The sequence below is a fragment of the Kitasatospora sp. cg17-2 genome (assembly GCF_054031055.1).
The window spans coordinates 5,477,545-5,502,401 of the sequence record NZ_CM132923.1; the positions used below are offsets into that span (position 1 = coordinate 5,477,545).

19 protein-coding genes (1 of these 19 running past the window's edge) are annotated in these 24,857 nt (G+C 74.3%); 9 read left to right on the top strand and 10 right to left on the bottom strand.

Translation table 11 applies throughout. From position 1 onward, the window contains the following. From ACW14Y_RS23085 to ACW14Y_RS23120, 8 genes are all read left to right on the top strand, one after another. Positions 1-8,722, top strand: the final stretch of a protein-coding gene (locus ACW14Y_RS23085; RefSeq protein WP_456983291.1) for a non-ribosomal peptide synthase/polyketide synthase. It extends 18,980 nt beyond the left edge of the window; the window shows 8,722 of its 27,702 coding nt (coding positions 18,981-27,702); its start codon lies beyond the left edge, outside the window; it ends in the stop codon at positions 8,720-8,722. Between the two features lie 72 nt (positions 8,723-8,794). Next, positions 8,795-9,691, top strand: coding sequence for a diiron oxygenase (locus tag ACW14Y_RS23090; protein WP_340631308.1), 897 nt, complete (start codon positions 8,795-8,797; stop codon positions 9,689-9,691). A gap of 4 nt (positions 9,692-9,695) precedes the next feature. After that, positions 9,696-10,559, top strand: a complete 864-nt coding sequence (locus ACW14Y_RS23095; RefSeq protein ID WP_380435941.1) for a class-II aminoacyl-tRNA synthetase family protein — start codon at positions 9,696-9,698, stop codon at positions 10,557-10,559. Between the two features lie 4 nt (positions 10,560-10,563). Continuing rightward, positions 10,564-11,292 (top strand): holo-ACP synthase, encoded by a 729-nt coding sequence (locus ACW14Y_RS23100; protein ID WP_266270947.1) that lies wholly within the window; start codon positions 10,564-10,566, stop codon positions 11,290-11,292. Beyond that, entirely contained in the window at positions 11,292-11,765 is a 474-nt protein-coding gene (locus tag ACW14Y_RS23105; RefSeq protein ID WP_456983294.1) for a MaoC family dehydratase, read from the top strand. The genes ACW14Y_RS23100 and ACW14Y_RS23105 overlap by 1 nt, the downstream gene beginning before the upstream one ends. Beyond that, complete coding sequence (locus tag ACW14Y_RS23110; RefSeq protein ID WP_402722943.1) at positions 11,762-12,814, top strand: pyridoxal-phosphate dependent enzyme; 1,053 nt, start codon at positions 11,762-11,764, stop codon at positions 12,812-12,814. Before ACW14Y_RS23105 ends, ACW14Y_RS23110 begins: the two co-directional genes overlap by 4 nt. After that, the gene (epsC, locus tag ACW14Y_RS23115) at positions 12,795-13,442 is read left to right on the top strand and encodes a serine O-acetyltransferase EpsC (protein WP_456983296.1); all 648 of its coding nucleotides are present in this window, start codon (positions 12,795-12,797) and stop codon (positions 13,440-13,442) included. The genes ACW14Y_RS23110 and epsC overlap by 20 nt, the downstream gene beginning before the upstream one ends. Then, entirely contained in the window at positions 13,420-13,815 is a 396-nt protein-coding gene (locus ACW14Y_RS23120; RefSeq protein WP_266270951.1) for a carboxymuconolactone decarboxylase family protein, read from the top strand. Before epsC ends, ACW14Y_RS23120 begins: the two co-directional genes overlap by 23 nt. On the opposite strand, the gene ACW14Y_RS23125 is transcribed toward ACW14Y_RS23120, so the two are convergent. The 5 genes from ACW14Y_RS23125 to ACW14Y_RS23145 form a co-directional block, all read right to left on the bottom strand. Beyond that, positions 13,816-14,361 carry a DUF4097 family beta strand repeat-containing protein gene (locus ACW14Y_RS23125; protein WP_380299553.1) on the bottom strand — a complete coding sequence of 182 codons (546 nt, stop codon included), beginning with the start codon at positions 14,359-14,361 and terminating at the stop codon, positions 13,816-13,818. It lies immediately after the preceding gene. Positions 14,362-14,626: 265 nt separating this feature from the next. Continuing rightward, complete coding sequence (locus ACW14Y_RS23130) at positions 14,627-15,271, bottom strand: response regulator transcription factor (RefSeq protein ID WP_266270953.1); 645 nt, start codon at positions 15,269-15,271, stop codon at positions 14,627-14,629. Next, positions 15,262-16,548 (bottom strand): sensor domain-containing protein, encoded by a 1,287-nt coding sequence (locus ACW14Y_RS23135; RefSeq protein ID WP_456983299.1) that lies wholly within the window; start codon positions 16,546-16,548, stop codon positions 15,262-15,264. The genes ACW14Y_RS23130 and ACW14Y_RS23135 overlap by 10 nt, the downstream gene beginning before the upstream one ends. A 150-nt stretch (positions 16,549-16,698) precedes the next feature. Continuing rightward, positions 16,699-16,905 (bottom strand): hypothetical protein, encoded by a 207-nt coding sequence (locus ACW14Y_RS23140; protein WP_380385301.1) that lies wholly within the window; start codon positions 16,903-16,905, stop codon positions 16,699-16,701. 194 nt (positions 16,906-17,099) lie between these two features. Beyond that, positions 17,100-18,035, bottom strand: a complete 936-nt coding sequence (locus tag ACW14Y_RS23145) for a TauD/TfdA family dioxygenase (RefSeq protein WP_380299550.1) — start codon at positions 18,033-18,035, stop codon at positions 17,100-17,102. A 181-nt stretch (positions 18,036-18,216) separates the two neighbouring features. Here ACW14Y_RS23145 and ACW14Y_RS23150 point away from each other — a divergent pair, with 181 nt between their 5' ends. Beyond that, complete coding sequence (locus tag ACW14Y_RS23150; protein WP_380385304.1) at positions 18,217-19,476, top strand: MFS transporter; 1,260 nt, start codon at positions 18,217-18,219, stop codon at positions 19,474-19,476. 141 nt (positions 19,477-19,617) lie between these two features. Here ACW14Y_RS23150 and ACW14Y_RS23155 read toward each other — a convergent pair whose 3' ends face one another. From ACW14Y_RS23155 to ACW14Y_RS23175, 5 genes are all read right to left on the bottom strand, one after another. Then, positions 19,618-21,468, bottom strand: a complete 1,851-nt coding sequence (locus ACW14Y_RS23155) for a BTAD domain-containing putative transcriptional regulator (RefSeq protein ID WP_456983302.1) — start codon at positions 21,466-21,468, stop codon at positions 19,618-19,620. A 164-nt stretch (positions 21,469-21,632) separates the two neighbouring features. Further along, on the bottom strand, positions 21,633-22,607 hold the full coding sequence (locus ACW14Y_RS23160; protein WP_380299547.1) for a LuxR C-terminal-related transcriptional regulator: 975 nt from the start codon (positions 22,605-22,607) through the stop codon (positions 21,633-21,635). A 338-nt stretch (positions 22,608-22,945) separates the two neighbouring features. After that, positions 22,946-23,434: a YbaK/EbsC family protein gene (locus tag ACW14Y_RS23165; RefSeq protein WP_266270960.1), complete on the bottom strand. Its 489-nt coding sequence runs from the start codon at positions 23,432-23,434 to the stop codon at positions 22,946-22,948. Between the two features lie 27 nt (positions 23,435-23,461). Continuing rightward, positions 23,462-24,553: a zinc-binding dehydrogenase gene (locus ACW14Y_RS23170; RefSeq protein ID WP_266270961.1), complete on the bottom strand. Its 1,092-nt coding sequence runs from the start codon at positions 24,551-24,553 to the stop codon at positions 23,462-23,464. Positions 24,554-24,585: 32 nt separating this feature from the next. After that, the gene (locus tag ACW14Y_RS23175; protein WP_340631321.1) at positions 24,586-24,855 is read right to left on the bottom strand and encodes an acyl carrier protein; all 270 of its coding nucleotides are present in this window, start codon (positions 24,853-24,855) and stop codon (positions 24,586-24,588) included. Between the last annotated feature and the right edge of the window lie 2 nt (positions 24,856-24,857).

The window sequence follows — 24,857 nt, forward strand, 5'->3', positions numbered from 1 at the left end:
GGCCGAGGTCGGTGTCGAGGACAGCTTCTTCGACCTCGGCGGCGACTCGATCCGGGCTGTGCGCCTGGTCGGCGCCCTGCGCGCCGCCGGGTACGACGTCGCGATCCCGGACGTCTTCCAGCTGAAGACCGTCGCGGCTCTCGCGGGCCGCGTGGCCGGCCAGGAGGCGGGCGCCTCCCTCGTCGAGACCGTGGCGCCGTTCGCCCTGATCGGCGACCGCGACCGGGCCGCCCTCCCGGCAGGCGTCGTGGACGCCTACCCGCTCTCCCAGGTGCAGACCGGCATGCTGATCGAGATGCTGGCCGCCGGGGACGGCAACGTCTACCGCAACATCAACTCCTTCCGGATCCCGGACGCCGAGGTCTTCGACGAGGCCGCGATGCGTGCGGCCCTGGACACCGTCGTGGCCCGCCACGACATCCTGCGGACGACCATGCACCTGGACGGGTTCTCGCAGCCGCTCCAGCTGGTCCACGGGAGCACCGCGGTCCCGCTGGCCGTCCACGACCTGCGCGGTCTGTCGGCCGAGCAGCAGACCGACCGCAGCCTCGCCTTCGTCGCCGACGAGCACGCGGCGGGCTTCGACCTGGCCGCCGGTCCGCTGCTGCGGGTCGCCGTGCACATCGAGGCCGACGACGCGTGGCGGCTCACCTTCAGCCACATCCACGCGACCACGGACGGCTGGACGGTCAACTCGCTGCTGATGGAACTGGTCGGCGTCTACCGCGAGCTGCGCGACGGCCGCGAGCCGGCCGCCTACGAGGCGCCGTCGGTCCGGTTCGCGGACTTCGTCGCCGCCGAGCAGGCCTCGCTGAGCAGCGCGGACGACCAGGCCTTCTGGCAGGGGATCCTGGACACCCACGCCCCGATGGTGCTCCCCACCGCCTGGGCCGACAGCACGGGAGGCGCTGCCCAGCTCAACGAGCGGGTGCCGTTCGCGGACCTGGAGGACGGCCTGCGCAGGCTGGCGACCGCGACCGGGACGGCTCTCAAGAGCGTGCTGTTGGCCGCGCACCTCAAGGTGCTGGGTGCGCTCACGGCCGAGGAGTCCTTCCACACCGGCGTGGTCTACCACGGCCGGCTGGAGGCCCCGGGCTCCGACCGGGTGCTCGGCATGCACCTCAACACCCTGCCGTTCCCGGCCACCCGCGGTGCCCGGACCTGGCACGAGCTGGTCGAGGGCGTGTACGCCCGGGAGACCGAGATCTGGTCGCACCGCCGCTACCCGCTGCCCGCCATCCAGCGCGCAGCCGGGACCACCGGGGCGCAGGAACTGCTGTCGACCGTCTTCGAGTGCCACGACTTCCACCAGGTGGACGCCGGCTCCGTGGACGTCGGCGCGACGCTCGGCGACGGTGCCAACGAGTTCGCCCTCGCGGCGATCGCGGCCGGCGGGCGGATCAACCTCGGGACGTCCGGCGCCGTGATGGGCCGGGCCGAGCTGGCCCGGCTCGGGGCGATGTACCGCTCGGTGCTGGAGGCGATGGCGGCGGACCCGTTCGGTGACGCGACCGGGCCCGTGCTGCCGGAGGTGGACCGCGCGCTGCTGCTGGGCGCGTGGAACGCGCCGGTCGAGCGGCCGGTGACGGCGACCGTGCACGAGCTGTTCGCGGCCGTGGCGGCCGCCTCTCCGGAGGCGGTGGCGCTGACCAGCGGCGAGCTGCACCTGACCTATCGGGAGCTGGACGAGCGGGCCAACCGCATCGCCCACCACTTGGTGGCGGCCGGTGCCGGTCCGGACGTGATCGTCGGTGTCTCGCTGGAGCGCGGCCCCGACCTGGTCCCGACGCTGCTGGGTGTGCTGAAGTCCGGTGCGGCGTACCTGCCGCTGGACCCGGTGAACCCGGCCGAGCGCCTCGCCTACATGCTGGCCGACGCGCAGGCGCCGATCCTGGTCACCCACTCGGGCCTGCCGGAGCTGGACTTCGACGGCACCCGGGTCGTGCTGGACCGCGACGCCGAGGCGATCGAGGCCCGACCGACCACCGCCCCCGCCACGGCGACCGGGCCGGACAACCTGATCTACGTCATCTACACCTCCGGCTCCACCGGCCTGCCCAAGGGCGTCTGCCTCACCCACGCCAACGTGGCCCGCCACTTCGCGGCCACCGCCGGGCAGTTCGGCTTCTCGGCGGCCGACGTGGTCACCCAGTCGCACTCCTACGCCTTCGACGTCTCCGTCTGGGAGATGTGGAGCGCCCTGCTGCACGGCGGCCGCCTCGTGGTGGTGCCGCCGACGGTGAGCCGCTCCCCGGAGGACCTGCTGGACCAGCTGGTCCGCGAGCGGGTTACCGTGCTGCTGCAGACCCCGACGGCGTTCCGCGCGCTCTCCGCCCTGGCGGCGGACGGCGACCCGCGGACGGCCCGGCTGGCGCTGCGGCTCACCGGCTTCGGCGGCGAGCGGCTGGAGCCCTCGGAGCTGCGGCCGTGGGCGGCGGCGGTCGACCTGGACCGCACCGTCCCGGTCAACCTCTACGGTCCGACCGAGACCACCATGCACTGCGCCTACCACCGCCTCGGCGCCGCCGACCTGGCGCACACCGGCCGCAGCGTCATCGGCGGCCCGCTCGGCGACCTGACCGTCCACCTGCTCGACGCGGACGGCAACCTCGTGCCGGTCGGCGTCCCCGGCGAGCTGTACGTCGGCGGCCCGGCGCTGGCCCGCGGCTACCTGAACCGGCCCGGTCTGACCGCCGAGCGCTTCGTGCCGGACCCGTTCGGCCCGGCCGGCGCGCGGCTGTACCGCACCGGCGACCTCGGTCGACGGCTGGCGGACGGCGGCATCGAGTTCCTCGGCCGCGTCGACAGCCAGGTCAAGCTGCGCGGCTACCGGATCGAGCTGGGCGAGATCGAGGCGGCGCTGCGCGAGCACGCCTCGGTGCGCGACGCCGTGGTGACCGTGCACGGGACCGACGGGGGCGAGCGGCTCGCCGCGTACCTGGTCGGCGGGCCGGTCGCGGCGGAGGAGCTGCGCCGCCACCTCGGCAGCAGGCTGCCCGAGTACATGGTCCCGGCCTCGTTCACGGCGATCGAGCGGGTGCCGCTCACCGTCAACGGCAAGACCGACCTGCGGGCCCTGCCCGCGCCGGAGCAGGAGGCGTACGCCGCCGACCTGTTCGTGGCCCCGCGCACGCCGGCCGAGGAGCGGCTCGCGGCGATCTGGGCCGAGGTGCTGGGCCTGCCGCAGGTCGGGGTCGAGGACAGCTTCTTCGACCTCGGCGGCGACTCGATGCGGGTGGTCGGCCTGGTCGGCGCGCTGCGCGCGGCCGGGTACGACCTGACCGTGCCGGACGTGTTCCGGCTGCGCACGGTGGCCGCGCTGGCGGCCGAGGCGGCCGGGCAGGAGGCGACCGGCTCCCTGGTGGAGACGGTGGAGCCGTTCGCCCTGGTCGGCGCCCCGGACCGGGCCGCCCTCCCGGCGGACGTCGTGGACGCCTACCCGCTCACCCAGGTGCAGACCGGCATGCTGATCGAGCTGCTGACGGCCGAGGACGCGGGGCTCTACCACAGCATCAACTCGTTCCGGATCCCCGACAGCAGCCCGTTCTCGGCGGACGCGCTGCGCTGCGCGCTGGACCTGGTGACGGCCCGGCACGAGGTGCTGCGGACCTCCGTCCACCTGGACGGCTTCTCGCAGCCGACGCAGCTGGTGCACTCGGCCGCCGAGGTGCCGCTCGCGGTGCACGACCTGCGCGGCCTGGCCGACGCGGAGCGGGCGGAGCGCGCCGAGGCGTACGTGGCGGCCGAGCGGGCGGCGGGCTTCGAGCTCACGGCCGCGCCGCTGCTGCGGATCGCCGTGCACGTCGAGGGCGCGGACGCGTGGCGGCTGACCGCCAGCCACCTGCACGCCGTCACCGACGGCTGGACGCTGAACTCGCTGCTGATGGAGCTGCTGGAGGTCTACCGGGCCGTCCGGGACGGCCGGGAGCCGGCCGCCCACGAGCCGCCGGCCGTCCGCTACGCCGACTACGTGGCGGCCGAGCTGGCCTCCCTGGCCGACCCCGCCGACCAGGCCTTCTGGCAGCGGGTGGTGGACGAGCACAGCCCGCTGACGCTGCCCGCCGCCTGGGCGGGGGAGCCCGCGGAGGTCGCGGAGCGGCACGGCACCCGGGTGCCGTACGGCGACCTGGAGGAGGGCCTGCGGCGGCTGGCCGCCGGGGCCAGGACCTCGCTGAAGAGCGTGCTGCTGGCCGCGCACCTCAAGGTGCTGGGCGCGCTCACCACCGAGGAGGCGTTCCACACCGGTGTGGTCCACCACGGCCGCCTGGAGGCGCCGGGCGCGGACCGGGTGCTGGGCATGCACCTCAACACCCTGCCGTTCCCGTCCGACCGGGGTGCCCGGACCTGGCACGAGCTGGTGGAGCGGGTGTACCGGCAGGAGGCCGAGGTCTGGTCGCACCGCCGCTACCCGCTGCCCGCGATCCAGCGGGCGACGGGCGGCGCGGCCGGGTCCGGCGGTCCGGGCCGGCTGATCTCGGTGCTCTTCGACCACCAGAACTTCCACCAGGTCGACACCGGGACGGTCGACGTCGACGCCGGTCTCGGCGACGGCGCCACCGAGTTCCCGCTCACCGCGGTGGCCGGCGGCGGGTGGCTCACGCTCAACACCACCACCGAGGTGCTCGGCCGGGCGGAGCTGGCCCGGCTGGCCGCGATGTACCGCTCGGTGCTGGAGGCGATGGCCGCAGACCCGTTCGGCGACGCGGTGGCGGTCCACCTGCCGGCCGGCGAGCGGGAGCGGCTGCTCGCGCTCGGCACGGCCACCGCGCACCGCCCGGCGCTCGGCACCCTGCACGAGGCGTTCGCCGCGCAGGCCGCCCGGACGCCCGACGCGGTCGCGCTGACCGGCGGCGGCACCGAGCTGACCTACCGGGAGCTGAACGAGCGGGCCAACCGGCTCGCCCACCGCCTGGTCGCGCTGGGCGCCGGCCCGGACGCGGTGGTCGGTGTCTCGCTGGAGCGCGACGAGGACCTCGTCCCGACCCTGCTGGGCGTGCTGAAGTCCGGTGCGGCGTACCTGCCGCTGGACCCGGCGAACCCGGTGGAGCGGCTCGGCTACATGCTGGCCGACGCCCGCTCGCCGATCCTGGTGAGCCGGGGCGAGCCGGCGGCCCGGCTGGCGGGCTCCTTCGGGGGCGCGCTGCTGGACCTGGACGAGGAGGCGGCCGCCCTGGCGGCGCAGCCGGCCACCGATCCGGTCACCGCGACCGCGCCGGACCACCTGAGCTGCGTGATCTACACCTCCGGCTCGACCGGTCTGCCCAAGGGCGTGACGCTGACGCACGGCAACGTGCTGCGACTGTTCACCGCGATCCAGGAGCGGATGGGCTTCACCGCCGAGGACGTCAGCGCGCAGTCGCACTCCTACGCCTTCGACTTCTGCGTCCAGGAGATGTGGAGCGCCCTGCTGCACGGCGGCCGCCTGGTGATGGTGCCGCCGCTGGTGGGCCGCTCGCCGGAGGACCTGCTGGACCTGCTGGTCCGGGAGCGGGTCACGGTGCTCTGCCAGATCCCGTCGGCCTTCCGCGGCCTGGCCGGGCTGGCGGGCGCGGGCGATCCGCGGATCGACGAGCTCGCGCTGCGGGCCGTGGTGTTCGGCGGCGAGCGGCTGGAGGTCGCGGAGCTGCGGCCGTGGGTGGACCGGGTCGGCCTGGAGCGGACGATGCTGGTGAACCAGTACGGTCCGACCGAGATCACCGTGCACTGCACGTACCACGTGCTGCGCCCGGAGGACTTCGACCACCCCTCGCGCAGCCTGCTCGGCGCGAACCTGGACGACCTGTCGATCCACCTGCTGGACGCGGCCGGGCACCTGGTGCCGGTCGGCGTGCCGGGCGAGCTGTTCGTCGGCGGCCCGGGCGTGGCCCGGGGCTACCTGGACCGGCCCGGTCTGACCGCCGAGCGCTTCGTGCCGGACCCGTTCGGCCCGGCCGGTGCGCGGATGTACCGCACCGGCGACCTGGGCCGGCGGCTGGCGGACGGCAGCATCGAGTTCCTCAGCCGGGCGGACAACCAGATCAAGATCCGCGGCTACCGGGTCGAGCTGGGCGAGATCGAGGCGGCCCTGCGCGAGCGGCCCGAGCTGCTGGACGCGGTGGTCGTGGTGCGGGCCAACCCGCAGGGCGAGAAGTCGCTGATCGCCTACGTGGTCGGCGACGGCCGGGAGGCCGACCCGGTGCTGCTGCGCAAGCACCTGGCGGAGAGCCTGCCGGAGTACATGGTGCCGTCGGCCTTCGTGGTGCTGGACGCGCTGCCGCTGAACGCCAGCGGGAAGATCAACTTCAGCGCGCTGCCGCAGCCCGACCTGGCGGCCTTCGGGTCCGCCTCCTTCGTGGCCCCGCGCACGCCGGCCGAGGAGCGGCTGGCCGCGATCTGGGCCGAGGTGCTGGGCCTGGCCCGGGTCGGGGTCGAGGACAGCTTCTTCGACCTCGGCGGCGACTCGATGCGGGCGGTGCGCCTGGTCGGCGCGCTGCGGGCGGCCGGGTTCGACGTGTCGATCCCGGACGTGTTCCAGCTGCGCACGATCGCGGCGCTGGCCGGGAAGGCGGCCGGCCTCCCGGGCGGGGAGTCGCTGGTGCGGGCGGTGGCGCCGTTCGCGCTGATCGACGGGCGGGACCGGGCGAAGCTGCCGGCCGACGTGGTCGACGCGTACCCGATGTCGCAGGTGCAGACCGGCATGCTGGTGGAGATGCTGGCCGCCGGATCGCCGCACGGCCGGAGCCTGTACCACAACCTCAACTCGTTCATGATCCGCGACGAGCGGCCGTTCGACGCGGCGGCGCTCCAGCGGGCCGTGGACACCGTGGTCGCCCGGCACGACATCCTGCGCACCTCGATGCACCTGGACGGCTACGCCCGCCCGATGCAGCTGGTGCACGCCACCGCGCCGTACCCGGTGCGGACGGTCGACCTGCGCGGCCTGCCGGAGGCGGAGCAGCTCGCGACCAAGCGCGGATACCTGCGCCAGGAGCAGGAGTTCCGCTTCGACCTGGCCACCGCGCCGCTGATGCGGATCTCGGCCGTGGTCGAGTCGGACGCCGCCTGGCGGCTCAACTTCACCTACAACCACGCCATTTCGGAGGGCTGGAGCTACAACTCGCTGCTGATGGAGGTGCTGGAGTGCTACCGGAGCCTGCGCGACGGGGCCGAGCCGGCGCCGTACGAGGCGCCCGCCGTGCGCTACGCGGACTTCGTCGCCGCCGAGCTGGCCTCGCTGGCCGACCCGGGCGACCAGGCGTTCTGGCAGGAGCTGGTGGACACCCACACCCCGGTGGCGATCCCGGAGGGCTGGGCGCAGGCCGGGGACGCGCCGCGCGGCCACGCCGTGCAGGTGCCGTTCGAGGACCTGGAGGAGGGGCTGCGCCGGCTGGCCGGCGAGGCCCGCACCTCGATGAAGAGCGTGCTGCTCGCCGTCCACCTCAAGGTGCTGGGCATGCTGTCGGCGGAGGAGTCCTTCCACACCGGCGTCGTCTACCACGGCCGTCTCGAGGCGCCGGGCGCGGACCGGGTGCTGGGCATGCACCTCAACACCCTGCCGTTCCCGGCCACCCGGGGCGGCGCGGCGACCTGGCGCGAGCTGGTGGAGCGGGTGTACGCCCGGGAGACCGAGATCTGGTCGCACCGCCGCTACCCGCTGCCCGCGATCCAGCGGGCCGCCGGGAACAGCCGCGAGCTGCTGTCGATCCTGTTCGAGTACCTGGACTTCCACCACGTCGACACCGACACCGTGGACGTCGCGGAGGGCCTGAACGACGGCGTCAACGAGTTCACCCTGAACGTCGTGCCGAACCGGGGCCGGTTCAACCTGAGCACCTCGACCGCCGTCATCGGCGCCGAGCAGCTGGACCGGCTGGGCCGGATGTACCGGCTGGTGCTGGAGGCGATGGCCGCCGACCCGGACGGGGACGCCGCCGCCTCCTACCTGCCGGAGGAGCCCGCCCGGGCGGAGGCCGGGCCGGTCGCGGAGCCGCTCACCCCGGAGCTGTTCGCGGCCCGGGCCGAGGCCGCCCCGGAGGCGACCGCGGTGGTCGTGGACGGCGCCGCCGTCAGCTACCGCGAACTCGCCGACCGGGCCGGGCGGACCGCCCGGCGGCTGCTCGCCGCGGGCGTCCGGCCCGGGGACGAGGTCGGCATCCGCAGCGCCGAGCCGCTGTCCGCCCTGTACGGCATCTGGCAGGCCGGGGCGGTGTACACCGACGCGCCCGCCCCCGGCGGTCCCGTGGTGACGGACGACATCGCGGACGACATCGCGGACGACATCGCGGACGGCGCCGTGGACGGGGGCGCCCCGCTGCCGCCCACCGCGCCGGACCGCGCCGCCTGGACCGTCGACCGGGACGGCACCCGGGTCACGGTGAGCCACCGGGAGCTGCACGCGCTGCTGGAGGCCGGTCGCGGGACCGTCGGCTCCGGCGGCCGGGCGGCCTGGCTGGTGGCCGGGATCACCGGGGCGGACGCGCACCTGGCGCTCACCACCGGCGCCCGCGCGGTGCTGGCCCCGACGGCGGACGCCGCCGCGCTGGTCGACCTGGTCGATCGGCAGCGGATCACCCACCTGCTGGCCGCCCCGGCCGGCTGGGCCGGGCTGCTGGCGGCGGGCTTCGACCACTACGCGGTCACCGCGCTGGTCGACGGCGAGCCCTCGGAGGATCTCGCGGAGGAGCTGCTCGACCGCGCCCAGCGGCTGATCTCCGTGCGCGGCACGGTCGTCGAGGAGATATAGGACCTCTATAGTGCCGCTCCCGAAGATACCCGTGCATGGATTCTCCCCCAACGAATATGGAGCTTCGCGGTCATGAAGACTGCCATCGAAGGATCCGACCGGTTCCGCGAGATTCTGGATCGTCTGGGCCGGATGTCCATCGACGACTACTACAACCCGTACCGGATGTTCGAGTGGCCGGAGGAACTCCCCTCCGACCAGCTGTGGATGAGCAAGGAGCTGATCAGCCTCCACGGCACGCCGGCGTTCGACGAGCTCGACCGGGAGCAGCTGCTGCGGCTCGCCCGCTGGGAGAGCGTCAATTTCTACAGCCTCAATGTGCACGGAATCCGTGAGCTGCTGATCGAGGTCGTCAACCGGGTGCACATGCCCGGATTCGAGGCGCCCTCGGAGTTCTTCCACCACTTCATCGGTGAGGAGAACGAGCACATGTGGTTCTTCGCCGAGTTCTGCCGCCGCTACGGGAAGAAGATCTACCCGTTCCCGCGGGTCAAGACGACCGTCCCCGGCGACGAGGCGACCGAGAACTTCCTGGTCTTCGCGCGGATCCTGCTGTTCGAGGAGATCGTCGACTACTACAACGCCTACATGGCCGACGACGAGACGCTGCCGGAGACGGTCCGCCAGGTCAACCGGATCCACCACCGCGACGAGTCCCGGCACATCGCCTTCGGGCGCGAGCTGGTCTCGCTGCTGTACGCGGAGCTCAAGCGGACCAAGAACGAGGAGGAGCTGGCCGGGGTCGAGCGCTACCTCAAGGAGTACATCCAGTTCTGCCTGCACTCCTTCTACAGCCTCAACGCCTACGAGGACGCCGGCCTGGAGGACCCGCTGGCCGTGCGTGCGGCCGTCATGCGGGACCCGAACCGCCGTGCCTTCGAGCGCAGGATGGTGCGCAAGCCGGTCTCGTTCATGGTCAAGTCCGGCATCTTCAAGGACGCCGAGCTGCTCGCCCCGGCGGCGGTCTGACGCCATGCGGACCGAAACCCTGCACCCGCCGTACAGCACGGAGGGCGGATTCGCGACCCTCGGCCCCGAGCCGACCGAGCTGGTCCGGCTGCTGGACGAGACCTTCCGCGAGTGGGCCCTGCGGGACGGCGCCCGCCCGATGACGGCCCCGGCGCTGCTGCCGGTGGCCGGGCTCGCCAAGCTCGACTTCTACCAGAACTTCCCCCAACTCGCCCTGGTCGCCAGCAGCTTCGACCTCGCCGACGGCCGCCCGGCCCCCGCCGCGGCGGCCGCCGCCGGGGCCGTCCCGGGGGCGGACCTGGACCCGGCGGCGCTCGCCCTGCCCTCCACCGTCTGCTACGGCGTCTACCTGGGCCACGCCGGCACCGTGCTCGCCGAGGACACCTCGGTCACCCTGGTCGGCCAGTGCTTCCGCAACGAGGAGCACTACGACGGGCTGCGCCGGCTGATGTCCTTCCGGATGCGGGAGGTGGTGGCCCTCGGCAGCGCCGGGTTCGCCCAGCGGCACGTCGACCACTACGCGGACCTCACCGAGCGGTTCGCCCGCGCGATCGGCCTGCCGGTGGTCAAGGAGGCCGCGACCGACCCGTTCTTCGACCGGGAGGGCCCGCGGGCCCTGATGCAGCGGCTGATCCCGGTCAAGTACGAGTTCCTGTACGGCGGCACGGCCATCGCCTCGGTCAACACCCACCGCAACTTCTTCGGCGAGCGCTGCGACATCGGCGTCGAGGGGCAGGAGGGACCGGCCTTCACCAGCTGCGTCGGCTTCGGCTTCGAACGCTGGGTGCACGCGCTGGCCGACCACTTCGCCGGGGACTGGGACGCGGCCCTCACCGCCGTCGCCCGTGCGCGGGCCGATGTCGGCTAGGCCGATGTCGGCTGGGCCGAGGCCGGCCCGGGGCACCGACGGGATCCCCGCGGAGGGGGCCGTCCGGGTCGGCGTGGACATCGTCCGCACCGACCGGGTCCGGGACCTCCTGCGCGACCACGGTCCCGGCATTCTGACCACCATGCTGACCGCCCGCGAACTCGCGGACAGCGCCACCGCGGTGGGCCTCGACCTGCTCACCGCGAGCGGGCGGATCGCCGCCAAGGAGGCGGTCTTCAAGCTGCTGCGCGCCCGCGACATCGTGCTCCCGTGGCTGGAGGTCGAGGTCAGCCGGCAGCCCGGCGGCGCCCCCCGGGCGACGCTCAGCGGCCGGATCGCCGCGCTCGCCGAGGAGGCGGGCGTGCACGCCATCGACATCAGCATCAGCCACGACGGGGACTACGCGGTCGCGATGGCGGTCTCCAGCCCGACCCGACCCACCAGACAGGACCGTCCGGCCCCGGACGGCACCGAGAGCGAGGAGGACACCGTGCCGACGCCCATGCAGCGGCTGGAACAGTGGATCCTGGACAAGAATCCGCAGTACACCGAGATCGACCCGGACCTCGACCTGATCGAGAACCGGCTGGTCGACTCGCTGGCCTTCGCCGAGTTCGTCTACCTGCTCGGCCGGCTCACCGAGGTCCCGGTCGACGTCCAGAACCTGGACATCGAGGACTTCCGCACGCTGCGCCGCGTGGCCGACAAGTACCTCCTCGCCGGCGTCGACTGATGGGGGCCGAGATGCGCTACGCGGAGGACTTCGCCCCCGGCGACACCTTCGACCTCGGCAGCGTCGAGGTCGGCGCGGACGAACTGCTGGCGTTCGCCGCCGAGTTCGACCCGCAGCCGTTCCACCTCGGCGAGGAGCTCGGCCGGCGGCACGGCTTCGGCGGACTGATCGCCAGCGGCTGGCACACCGCGGCCATGTTCCAGCGGCTCTACGTCGACGGCCTGCTCAGCGGGGCCGCGGTCGCGGCCTCGCCCGGCGTCGACGAACTGCGCTGGTTCAGCCCGGTGCGGCCCGGCGACGTGCTGCGCGGCACCGCCACCGTGGTCGGCGACCCCGGCCCCTCGCTCAGCCGCCCGGACTGCTCGGTGCTGCGGCACCGCTGCGAACTCACCGACGCCTCGGGCCGCCCGGTGTTCCGGATGACCCTGCACGTGCTGTTCCGCAAACGGCCCCGCGAGGAGGCGAACGCATGACGCGGCTCGACGAGGCACCGGCCGCGGTGGCCGGCGGGCCGAGGATGACCGAACCGGTCACCTCCGGCGCCGCCGGCCTCCCGGACGACACCCCCGTCCTGGAGCGCCACCCGGAGCTGCGGTACTTCCGGGCCCGGCTCGGCGGCACCACCCTGCTGGACGTCCCGGCGCCCGCCGGCGGCGCCCGGATCGTGGCCAAGTGCGAGTTCGAGAACCCCACCGGCTCGGTCAAGGACCGGGTGGCGTACGCGCTGCTCTGCCGCGCCGTGCTGGAGCACGAGGGCCCCGGGCCGCTGAAGCTGCTGGACTACTCCGGCGGCAGCCTGGTCCGCTCCTTCGGGCAGCTGGGCCGGATCACCGGGATCCCGATGCGGTTCGCCGTGCCGAGCACGATCCCGGACAGCTGGCTGCGGCAGATCACCGCCAGCGGGGTGCGGGTCGACCCCGTCCCGGTGGAGCTCGGCATCGCCGGGATCATCGACCGGGCCTTCGCCGTCAAGGCCGAGGACCCGTCCTGGACCCTGCTGCACCAGATGCGCAACGAGGCCAATGTGGCCGTGCACGAGTGGACCACCGGCCAGGAGGTCCTGGCCCAGCTGGACGGCCGCCGGCCCACCCACTGGGTGGCGGCGATCGGCACCGGCGGCACCCTCACCGGTGTCGCCCGGGCGCTGCGCCGGGAGTTCCCGGACCTGGTCGTCCTCGGCAACACCCCCGGCGAGATGCCCTACGGCACCGAGGGCCCGCCCAACGGGCTCACCAAGTTCGCCGGCTCCGGCGGCCTCGGCCACGGGGTGCGCCAGCCCTTCGTGGCGGGACTGGCCGCCGACGCGGACCACCGCAGCGTCGAGTACGGCGCGGCCCTGGACGCGATGGTCCGGTTCGAGGCCCGCACCGGGCTGCGGATCGGCACCTCGGCCGCCGCCAACTGGCAGGTGGCCTGGGAGACGGCGGCGGCGCTCGGCCCCGACGACCTGGTGGTGACGGTGTTCCCGGACGCCGGCGCCGCCGAGGAGTGGGAGCGGGCGTATGCCCGGGCGGCGTCCTGAGCGGCTGCTCGCACGGGCGGTCGCGACCGCCCGCGAGGACCTGGGCGTGATCGTGGCCCGGGACCCGTCGGTGCGGCGGCGCCGGGAGGCGCTGCTGCATCCGGCGCTGCCCGCGCTGTGGACGTACCGGCTCGCGCACGGGCTGCACCTGCGCGGGCACCGGCTGGCCGCCCGGCTGCTCGGCAACCTGGGCCGGCTGGCGTCCGGCGGGGTGGAGATCCACCCCGGGGCGACGCTCGGCCGGCGGGTCTTCGTCGACCACGGTGCCGGGGTGGTGATCGGCGAGATGGCGGTGGTCGGCGACGACGTCACCATCTACCACCAGGTCACCCTCGGCGCCGTGGGCTGGTGGCGCGACAACGGCCGGGCCCCGGGCGCCCGGCGGCACCCCGTGGTCGGGGACCGGGTGGTGCTGGGCGCCGGAGCCACGGTGCTCGGGCCGGTCCTGATCGGCGACGACGCGCTGATCGGCGCCGGGGCCCTGGTCACCGAGGACGTCCCGGCGGGCGCCCGGGTGACCGCACCGCCCGGCCTGGTCACCGTCCGCCGCCCGGGACAGAGCCCGGGACCGACCGCGGAACCGGACCTCATCCTGGAGGAGAGCATTGAGTACGCCGCCGAGCACTGACGACCGGCTGGCCCGGGGCCTGGCCGAAATGGCCAGGATCACCGGCGGGCACACCCCGCACCTCGACGCGGTGGACGGCATCGCGCCGGACCTCGCCCGCTACGCGGTGGAGTTCGCGTTCGGGGACATCTACGCCCGGGGCGGGCTGAGCACCCCGGAGCGCCAGCTGATCACCCTCGGCGTGCTCGCCGCCCTCGGCGACGCCGAACCCCAGCTGGCCGCCCACGTCCGGGCGGCGTTCACGGTGGGCCTGACGGTCGAGCAGGTGGTCGAGGCGGTGATGCACATCGTGCCGTTCGCCGGCTTCCCGCGCGCCCTGAACGCCATGACCGTGGTCGAGCGCGTCGTCGCGGAGCGTGCTGCGACAGGGTGACTACCTGATCGTGATCGCGCCGGCGGCGGTGCGGACGGTGATGGTGCGGGTGGCGTCGCGGACGACCGGCAGGTTGATCTGCGGAGGGGTGCCGGCGGTGCTGCGGGCGTCGATCGAGTACTCGGCCCCGCCGGGCACCGAGAGGTCGGCGCCGCCGTCGCCGGTGGTGATCTCCACACCGGTGGGCGGAGCCGCGAAGGCGGCCCGGACCGTGCCGTTCCCGGTGCTGATCCGGACGCCGGGCGAGCGGCTGCCGGTCACCGTCACGCTGCCCGAGTCGCTGCGCAGCGCCAGCGGGCCGGCCGAGCCGACGACGCTGATCGCCCCGCTGCGGCTGGTCAGGTCCAGTGCCCCGCCGAGGCCGCTCGCGGTGATCTCGCCGGCGGCGGACTCGACCGAGGCGGCCAGCCCGGCCGGCACGGTGACCCGCAACTGCAGGGAGCACACCGTCCCGCACTCGGTCCGGACGAGCACCTCGCCGCCGACGCTGGTGACCGTGACGTCGGGCGCCGTCCCCTGGTAGCTGCCGGTGGCCGAGACCCGCACCACCGAGTCGTCGCCCGGGGTCAGGGCGACCCCGGCGCTGCCGGCCTCGATCCGCAGCCGGGTGCTGTCGGCGGCGTCGGCGCGCAGCGTCCCGGTGTAGCGGCGCTCGGAGGAGAGCAGCGCGACGATCCCCCAGGAGGCGGCGGCGACGGAGAGGGCCAGGACGGCGAGTCCGGCGGTGACGATCCACCGGGCGCGGGCGGGCGTCGTCCCGGGCGGGCCGGGCGGGCCAGGCGGGCCGGGTGGTCCGGGCGGGGTGGTGATCTCAGGCTCCCAGGTAGCGCAGGACGGCCAGCACCCGGCGGTGCCCGCCGTCCACCTTCGGCAGGTCGAGCTTGGTGAAGATGCTGTTGATGTGCTTGCCGACGGCGCTCATGCTGATCGTCAGGCCCTCGGCGATGTCGGTGTTGGACGCGCCCTCGGCCATCAGCTTGAGCACGTCCAGCTCGCGGGCGCTCAGTGCGGCCAGCGGGTCGCGCCGGCCGCCGCGGGCCAGCAACTGCTTGACCACCTCGGGGTCGAGCACGGTCTCCCCGGCGCCGATCCGCTCCAGGGCCGCGACGAAGTCGTCGACGTCGTCGACCCGGTCCTTCAGCAGGTAGCCGATGCCGCTGCCGCCGCTGCCGACGAGTTCGACGGCGTACCGCTCCTCGACGTACTGGGAGAGCACCAGCACCCCGGTCCCGGGCCGTTCGGCGCGGATCGCGAGCGCGGCGCGCAGCCCCTCGTCGACGAAGGTCGGCGGCATCCGGACGTCGGTGACGACGACGTCGGGGCGGTGCTCGGCGACGGCGCGCAGCAGGGCCTCGCCGTCGGCGACGGCGGCGACCACCTCCAGGCCGGCCTCGGTGAGCAGCAGCGCGATGCCCTGCCGCAGCAGGGTGGAGTCCTCGGCGATCACTACCCGCATTGCACATCCACTTCGATCAGGGTCGGTCCGCCCGCGGGGCTGGTCACCCGCAGCCGGCCGTCCACGGCGGCGACCCGTCCGGCCAGTCCGGAGAGCCCGCTGCCCCCGGCGGGGTCGGCGCCCCCGCGGCCGTCGTCGCCGATGGTAACGGTGAGCCGGTCGCCGGCCCGGCGGATCTCCACCCAGGCGTTGCGGGCCCGGGCGTGCTTGGCGACGTTGGTCAGCGCCTCGCTGACCACGAAGTAGGCGACGGACTCGACGGCGGCCGGCGGGCGCGGCTCGGCCCGGACGTCCAGCCGGACGGGGACGGGGGAGCGGGCGGCGACGGCGGAGAGCGCGGCCTCCAGGCCCCGGTCGGTGAGCACCGGCGGGTGCAGGCCGCGGGCGAGGTCGCGCAGTTCGGCGATGGCGGCCCGGGCGTCGGCACGGGCCTGTTCGACGATCTGCCGGGTGTCGTCGTCCCCGCTCTTCCGCAGCCGGGAGACGGCGCGGCCGAGGGTCATCGAGAGGGCTACCAGGCGCTGTTGGGCGCCGTCGTGCAGATCGCGTTCGATCCGGCGGCGCTCCTCCTCGACGGCGCGCACCAGTTGGGCCCGGCTCTCGGTCAGTTCCTCGACCCGGCGGGTGAGTTGCTGGTCCCTGGGCGGGGCGAGCAGGGTCCGGGCGAGGGCAGCGTCCAGGGCGCGCAGGGAGCGGACCGCGGGCGGGGAGAGGAAGAGCCCGGTGAGCGCCGCGGCGAGGGCCACGAGCAGGGCGGTCCCGGTGCTGTCCACGGTGAGCGGGCCGAGCACGGCGTGCCCGTCGGGCAGCCGGGACCAGTAGGCGGGGAGGGCGGTCAGGGTGAGCGGGACGGCCCAGGCGAGGACCGCGCCGCCGTTGGTGAGGACGGACAGCGGCAGCAGGGCGAGGAAGTAGCCGGCCTGCCGCCGGGTGCCCCGGTCGGTGGCGAGGGCCCGGGCGGAGCGCAGCGGGGCGGCGGCGGAGAGCCCGGGGAGCGGTGGGGCGGGGAGGTCGGGGCCGCCGGTGGCGGCGTGCCGGGCGCGTTCTGCGGCGGCGAGGAGGTGCAGGGCCCGGCCGGCCAGGAGGACCACCGGCAGGCCGGTCAGGGCGACGGGCAGCAGGCAGATCCCGACCACCAGGGTGAGCAGGACGGCGAGTCCGGCGAGTGCGGCGAGGCCGTCGGTGGCGAGGTGGGCGCCGGCGCGCCACAGGTCCGGTGCGACCGGTCCCCGGTACGGTCCCCGGGCCGGTCGCGCGGTCCCGCTCGCCGTCGTCACCCGGAATCCCCTCCCCGACCGTCGGCCGGGCGGGTGCCCGGGCCGTTCTCCGACCGCCTGCCGGACGGTGCCCGCGGCGTTCCCCGGGCGGTGTTCCGGGGCCGGGAGCCGTTCCCCCCGGCACACCGGACTCTACGGCCTTTCCGCAGGTCAGTCCCAGCCGTTGTTCATGGCGAGGACGAGGGTGCCGCCCGGGGCGGCGACGGTGGCGGTGACGCCCGGGCCGTCGGCGACGGCGGTGGCGGTCGAGGAGTGGGTGGCCGAGGTGACGGCGGCGGGCCCGGCGAGCACGGCGGCGGCGAGCAGGAGGCCGGCGGCCGGGAAGAGGCGGCGGGCGACGAAGGCGGTGCTGGTCACGATGGAACCCCCAGTGTCGGTGCGTCGGTGTCGTCGATGCACCAGATCCAATGTGTTTGCGGCGGTTTCGCGCGGTTCGGCGCGTTTCCTGCCGTCTGGAATTGATCCTCACACGGGGCGGAACGGGGTGTCAGCAGATCCCGGAGCCATGGTGCTGCCATGGCAGGGTGTTGCCAGGGGGGGCTTTCCGGGGGTCAGTCCGACATGGCCACCAGGACCCGGCGGGCCCCGGTGAACGGGCGCCGTCCGTGTGCGACCAGCACATTGTCGATCAGCAGGACGTCGCCCCGGCGCCAGTCGACGTCGACCGCCGCGGCGAGGCCCCGGTCGCGGACCTGGACCACGTCCTCGGCCGGGATCGGCGAGCCGTCGGCGAAGGCCACCGACTGCGGCAGCTGGTCGGCCGGCAGCAGCCGGGCCAGGGCGGCGGCGGTCTCGTCGCCGAGGGCGGCGGGGTGCCACTGGTCGGACTGGTTGAACCACACCTCGGCGCCGGTGCGCGGGTGGCGGACGGTGGCCGGCCGGTGCTGGGTGACCCGGAGGCCGCCGTCCCGGCGCCACTCGGCCTCCGCGCCGGCGGCGGCGAGGAAGGAGTCCACCCGGTCGCGCTCGTCGGTCTCGAAGGTGTCCTGCCAGCTCTTGCCGAGGCCGAGTCCGCCGTGCAGGTTCTGGGTGTAGCGGACGCCGCCGGCGAAGCGCTCGCGCACCGCGTCGTCCAGCGACTCCAGCCACAGCGCCGCGTCGACCACCGGGGTGGCGCCGCCGGTCTCCGCCGCGGTGACGCAGCAGAAGGCCAGCCGGGTCGGCCAACTGTGCGCGTAGGAGAGCTCGTTGTGCATCGAGATGGTGAACTCGGCCGGGTACTCGGTGGAGGTGTAGACGTTCTTGCCGACCTTGGTGCGCGGGGAGTTGCCGTGCACGTAGGCGAGCCGGTTGGGCAGCAGCCGGTCCAGCACCTCGTCGACCCGCTCCTCGGTCACGCCGAAGCCGCGGAACACCAGCGCCTTCTCCCGGTCGAGCAGCGCCTCCGGGTCGCCCTCGGCGTCGAGCCGGGACAGCAGCCCCTCGACGTCCGCCGCACCGGTCTCCGGGTAGATCTCGTACGGCTTCCAGCCAGTGCCCGTGCCCATCGTCGGGGGCCCCTTCGTTTCGCTCGGCGGCCACCCGGACCGGTGGCCGCCGGACAGGATCGCCGGGGGCCCTATACGCGGCCGATATTCGCGGCGCCGCCCCGGCCGGCGGACCCGGCGCGCCCCGCCCCGCCGTTCGGCCGTATAGGGACGGGATAGGCGGGACGGCCACACTCCGGACATGACCGACCTGATCGCCCCCGGGGCGACCGACGCCGACGGCCGAAACGATCCGCGACCCGATCAACCGCTGCGCGCGAACAAGGACTTCCTCCGACTCTGGATCGGCGCGGGCGTCTCCCGCTTCGGATCCACCGTCAGCATGGTGGCCTACCCGATGCTGGTGCTCTGGCAGACCGGCTCGGCGACCGCCACCGGTGCGGTGGGCTTCGCCGCGACCCTGCCCAATCTGCTGGTCCAGCTGCCGGCCGGGGCACTGGTGGACCGCTGGGACCGCCGCCGGGTGATGCTCTGGTGCGACCTGGTCCGGATGCTGGCCTTCGCCGCCGTGGCGGTGGCGGCCTGGCACGGGGCGGTGTGGCTGCCGCTGGTGCTGGCCGCCGCCTTCGTCGAGGGCACCCTGGGCATCCTGTACGGGACCGCCGAGCAGGCGGCCGTGCGCAGTGTCGTCCCGGTCGGCCAGCTGCCCGCGGCGCTGTCGCAGAACCAGGCCCGGGGGGCGGCGATCGGCCTGCTCGGGCAGCCGCTCAGCGGTCTGGTGTTCACCCTGGTCCGCTGGCTGCCGTTCGCCCTGACGGCGGCGCTCAACGCGCTCGCCGTGGTCTGTCTGCTGCTGATCCGCCGGGATCTGCGCCCGGTCCGGACGGAGCCGCCGAAGCGGCTGCACGTGGACATCAAGGACGGCCTGGTCTGGCTCTGGCGGCGGCGCTTCCTGCGGATCATGACGGGCGTCTTCGCCGGCAGCAACCTGGTGTTCCAGGTGCTGGGCCTGACCCTGATGGTGGTGATCAAGGAGAACGGCGGCACCCCGACGACGCTCGGCGTGGTGTCGGCGGTCGGCGGGACCGGCGCCCTGCTGGGCGCGCTGGCCGCGGGCTGGTGGTCGGCGCGGTTCCGGCTGTACACGACGGCGGTGCTCGGCCACGCGGTCTGGCTGGTGCTGATCCCGCTGCTGGCCGTCCAGCACGACGTGGTGGTGATCGCGGCGGTGGCGACGGTGGTGATGTTCGTCGCCAGCGTGTTCAACGTCTCCGCCGGCGTCTACATGGCGCGGACCACACCGGAGGAGCTGCAGGGGCGGGTGACGGGCACCTCGGCCTTCCTGACCTCGGGGGCGAACGCGCTCGGCTCGCTGCTGGGCGGCTACGCGCTGGCCCACCTCGGAGCCGCCCGGACCGGGCTGGGGATCGGCGTGCTGCTGCTGGTGCTGACCCTGACGGTCGCGCTGAGCCCGACGGTCCGGGCGGAGACCCGCGGCTGAGGTGCGGGCGGTCCGGGCGGCCCGGGAAGTCCGGGAAGGCCGGGGAGTCCCGGAAGTCCGGGAAGACCGGGTGGGGACACGCGGACGCGCCCGGGCCCGGCCGGGGGATCCCACGGCCGGGCCCGGGCGCGCCGGAGCTGCTCAGCCCGTCGGGCGGAGGTTGACCACCGCGCGGGCGAGGCCGCGCCAGGGGTCCGGGTAGTCGTGCCGGGCGTCGTCGCCGAGGCCGGTGGTGAGCAGCAGCACCAGCTCGGGCAGCCGGTAGGCGGACCCGCCGGGCCGCCCGGGGGCGGCGACGGGCTCCAGCAGCCGGGCGTCGACGAGCTCCTCCAGGGCGCCTTCGGCGGTGGCCCCGGGCAGCCGGAGCAGTCGGGCGGCGGCCTCGGCGGGGAAGGCGTCGGTGCCGAACGCGGCCAGCGCGGGCAGGATCCGCCGGGTCCGCTCGTCGACGCCGTCCAGCGAGCGCAGCAGGCTGTCGCGGACCCGGAGTTCGCCGAAGCTCAGCTCGTCGAGCCGGGTGCCGGGGTCGGCCAGCCGGTCGGCCAGCCGGGCGGCGGACCACTGCGGCCGGGCGGCCAGCCGGACCCCGGCGATCCGGACGGCCAGCGGCAGTCCGGCGCAGGCGGCGGTGATCTCCCGGGCGGCCCGGGGGTCGGCCCCGATCCGCTCCCCGGCGACGGCGGCGAGCAGGTCCGTCGACTCCTCCTCGGTGAACGGCGCGAGCACGGTGGTGTCGCGGGCCGAGGCGCCGGTGAGGTGCCGGCGGCTGGTGACGATGAAGGCCGCGTCGGGCCCGGTGGGCATCAGCGCGGTGATCCGGCCGGTGCCGGGCGCGTTGTCGATCAGGACGAGCAGTCGGCGGCCGGCGCTGTGGGTGCGGTAGAGCCGGGTGAGTTCGTCCAGGCCGAGGTCGCGGCCGGCCGGTTCGACGCCGAGCGCGCGCAGGAAGCAGCTCAGCACCTCGGCCGGGTCCTTGGCCGCGCCCTCGCCGTCGCCGAGGTCGGCGTACAGCTGCCCGTCCGGGAACCGCTCGCGCAGCAGGTGCGCGGCGTGCACGGCGAGCGCGGACTTGCCGATGCCGGCCGGTCCGGTGAGGAAGGCGCGCCGGGTGCGGGCGATCGGGTGCGGCTCCACCAGGCGCATCAGCTGGTCGAGTTGCTCCTGCCGGCCGGTGAAGTCGGGCAGGTCCGGCGGCAGCATGGCGGGGGCGGCGGGCCGCAGCGCGACCGGTTCGGCCGCCGGTTCGGGCGCGTTCCGCGCGAGGCTGCCGTCCAGGACGCCCATGTGGACGCCGGTCAGCTCCTCGCCGGGGTCGACGCCGAGTTCCTCCAGGAGGATCCGGCGGCCGGAGTGGAAGACGGCGAGCGCGTCGGACTGCCGGCCGCAGCGGTAGAGGGCGGTCATCAGCTGGGCCCGCAGCCGCTCGCGCATCGGGTGCTCGGCGGTCAGGCTGGTCAGGTCGGGCACCAGCCGGTGGTGCCGGCCGAGGGCCAGCTCGGCCTCGTACCAGTCCTCCAGGGCCGCGAGGTGCAGCTCCTCCAGGCGCGGCCGTTCGACGTCGGCGAGGTGCTCGGTGACATTGGTGAGGGCCGGGCCGCGCACCAGGTCCAGCGCGCTGCGCAGTTCGCGGGCGGCCTCGGCCCAGCGGCGGCCGGCCAGCGCCGTGCGGCCGGCCCCGGCGGAGCGCTCGAACTCGGTGAGGTCGAGCCCGGCCCGGTCGGCCCGCAGCAGGTAGCCGCGCGGGCGGCGGATCAGCTCGACGTCCGGGCCCAGCCGCTTGCGCAGCCGTGAGACGTAGGTGTAGATCTGCGCGCTCATCGTGGTCGGCGGGTCCCACGCCCACAGCATGCTGCTCAGCCGGTCGTCGGAGACGGTCTGCCCGTCGGCGAGGATCAGCGTGGCCAGCACGGTGTGCACCTTCGTGCCGGGCAGTTCGACCATCCTGCCGTCGTCGTCGTGGACCTCCACCGGACCCAGGACACCGAGGTGCATGTCTCCCCCTGCTGTTTGTGGACGATGAGCCGTCGGGCGGGGGGAGCCGGCACCGGTGTGCCGGCTTTCCGCCCAGCAGCGATTCTGTGCGCACATTTCGGCGGGGGGCAGGTGTGGCGACCGTCAGGACCTTGACGTGGCAAGGTGTGGCCACGGGGGGGAACTCAGCCCACGAGGCCCGGGTCGACCCAGCCCTGGAGCAGGGCCATCATTCCGGCCTGGAACTTCGTCCGGGCGCCCAACTGGGCTGCCAGGTCGGCGGTTTCCCGGCGCACGGTGCGCACCGAGACGTCCAGCCGACGGGCGATCATCTCGTCCGTGTAGCCCTTGGCGAGCAGGACCACGATCGCCTGGGAGCGCGGCGACAGCCCCGGTCCCGAGGTGGCGGGCGTGTCGACGGCCGGCTGGGAGCTCTGCCAGACCCGTTCGAAGAGTTCGCAGAGCGCGCTGACCACGCCGTGGCCGCGCAGCACCAGGGCGCCCTTGCGGCTCTCCTCCGGGTCGACCGGGACGATCGCGGTGGCGCGGTCGTAGATCACCATCCGCGGCGGCAGCGTCGGCGCGACCCTGACCTGGGCGCCCTGCTCGGTGAGCCGCCGGGCGTAGGCCATGGTGTCGTTGTCGTTCTTGATGCTCTCCAGGTAGATCGAGCGCATCCGGACGCCGCGGCTCAGCACCGAGGTGTCCAGCGGGCGGCTCGCCTCGATGTTGGCGGGGGACATCGCCCCGGAGGGGACGAAGCCCATGACCTCCTCGGCGCAGCCGGAGGCCAGCGACTCGATCCGCAGCCGGACGGCGTCGATCCCGGTGAGGACCTCGCTGTCCGGATGCTGCCGGGTGTTGGTGAGGTCGGCGTAGTCGGCGACCACTTGGGCCAGCTCGCGCCGGCCGTACTCGACCTCCTCCAGCCGGCGCTGGAGCTCGGCCTCGCGGCGGTCGAGCAGGGAGCGCAGTCCGGCCTCGGGCTCCACCGGCCGCAGCTCCCCGGGCTCCTGCCAGGACGGCCGGACCAGCAGCAGCCGTGCCAGTTCGTCCATGGCGGAGCGGACCTCGGCCTCGGGCCGGCCGAGCCGTTGCGCGATGGCGGCGGTGCCGCTCGTCGGCGCCTTGAGCATTTCCTTGTACACGGCTTCGGTCAACGCATCAAGGCCGAGCGATCTGAGCATTCCCTCGTCCAAAAGTCCGCGAAGTGGAGAAACGGGCGGATCGCCAGGGAATGCGCGGGCAGCATGAAATGGCCTTGCGCGAAGAGTGCGCACGGCGAATCAATCCCCCGGTTGAATCCTTGCCGACCTCGCTCTGAGTCTCTGGTACCGGGCGCTGGGTAGTCAAGCGGAGCGCGATCTCTTGGTTATTTCTTGGGAATCCGCGGCCAGGGCAAAGCGGGCGGGGCCGCGGCGGCGCAATGGTTAATGGGAATTGGCCGGTCGGCGCCCCCGGGGTGAAGGGGCGCCGACCGGCCGGATCCGCCGCCGGATCAGGTGATGGTGACCACCTGCGGGGCGGCGACGCGCAGGTAGTCCGCGGCCGGGATGGCGACCGACCGGTCCAGCCTGGCCGCGTTGAAGTACAGCTCCGGCTCCTCGAAGAGGGCCGGGTCGGCGAGCACCGCGAGCTCGGTGTGGAACGAGAAGGGGGTGATCGTTCCGCTCACCGTGCCGCCGAGTTGCTCGGCGGTGTCCTGGTCGGCGAACTGGGCCCGGCCGCCGCCGCAGGCCCGGGCCACCTGCTTGAGCTTCACCCGGCGGTCACCGGGGACGACGGCGAGCACGTGCCGGTGCGAGGGTGTCGCACCGTTCCTGGTCACGGTGACGACCATGCATTTGGCGGCGGCGGAGAGCTTGTGGCCCCGCAGCTCGCTGGCGTGGACGGTTCGGCCCTCCGGCGGATGGTCCATCAGCCGGTAGGGGACCCGGTCGCGGTCGAACAGGTCGAGCAGTCGCCGGTAGGTGGGTTCAGTGATCACTGGTCCTCCAGATGTGTCGGATCGCGTTCACCGAATGGCTGCACGGTCCAGCGAAGGATCCACGACGATCTTCGCGTGGCGGTCCGGCTCGCCGAGTTCGGCGATGGCTCCGGTCAGACCGTTCAGGCCGGTGGTGCCGGTGATGACGGCACCGGCGTCGATCCGGCCTTCCGCGATTTCGCGCAGGGTCTGCCGGTACTCGGCCGGACTGCTGCCGAAAGAGCCCCTGATGTCCAGCTCCTTGTTGGCGAGCAGTCCGGGGTCGATGGGGTCGGGGCGCAGGCAGACGCCGACCAGGACGATCCTGGCGGCGGCCGGGGCGCCCTCCACGACCCGGGCGAGCATGCCGGGCGCGCCGACACACTCGAAGACGGCGGCCTCGGTGGGGCGCAGGCCCCGGTACTCGGCGGCCATCCGGTCCATCATGCCGGGGATCACCCCGAGCGAGGTCCACCGGTCGTACGGGGACTCCACCGCGGGGTCGATCAGCAGGTCCGCGCCGAGCTGCGCGGCCAGCGCCCGGCGCCGGGGGGAGAAGTCGACGGCGACCACCGGAGCGTGGCCCCGGGCCTTGAGCACCGCGACCACGGCCAGGCCGACCGGGCCCAGGCCGATCACCATGGTGACCGTGCCCGGTGCGAGTTCGGCCCGCCGCACGGCGCGCGCCGCCACCGAGAACGGCTCGGTGAGCGCGGCGGTGTGCGGGTCGAGCCCGTTCGGCACCGGCAGGGTGAAGGCCTCGGAGAGGATCATGTACTCGCCGAAGCCGCCCGGGTAGGCCGGCGTGTAGCCGACGATCCCGGTGCCCTGCGGACCGGCGCCGATCGGCGGGCCGCAGACCACGGTGCCGACCGGCAGCGCCCCGACGGTGCCGGGACCGTAGTCGACGATCTCCGCGGCGAACTCGTGCCCGAGCACCAGCCCGTCGCGGATGTCGTGCGCCGTCCCGCCGGAACGCCGGACGACGTCGTTGAACGCCTCGGGGTCGTCGAGCGCGTGCAGGTCGGATCCGCAGATCCCGCAGGCCAGGGTGCGCACCAGCACCTGCCCGGCCCGGGGCACCGGGTCGGGGACCTCCTCGACGACGAGCTTCCCCGCACGGGTGACGGCTGCGCGCATGTGACCGGCCTCCTGTTTCCGTCGCGTCCGGGTCAGGCCGGGGTCGCCGAGGTGGCCAGGCGCTCCTGGAGCAGACCGACCAGCGCCTCGACGGTCGGGTAGTCCCAGGCGAGGGTCGGCTCGACCTCGATCCCGTACTCGTCCTCGACGTCGCCGCACAGGGCCAGCGCGTAGACGGACTCCAGGCCGTACTCGACCAGCTTGACGTCCGGGGCGATCTGCTCGGCCGGGATCTCCAGGTAGAAGGCGACCCGTTCGGTCAGCCAGGTGGTCAGTTCGGCGGCGGGCGCGGTGGTGCTCATGG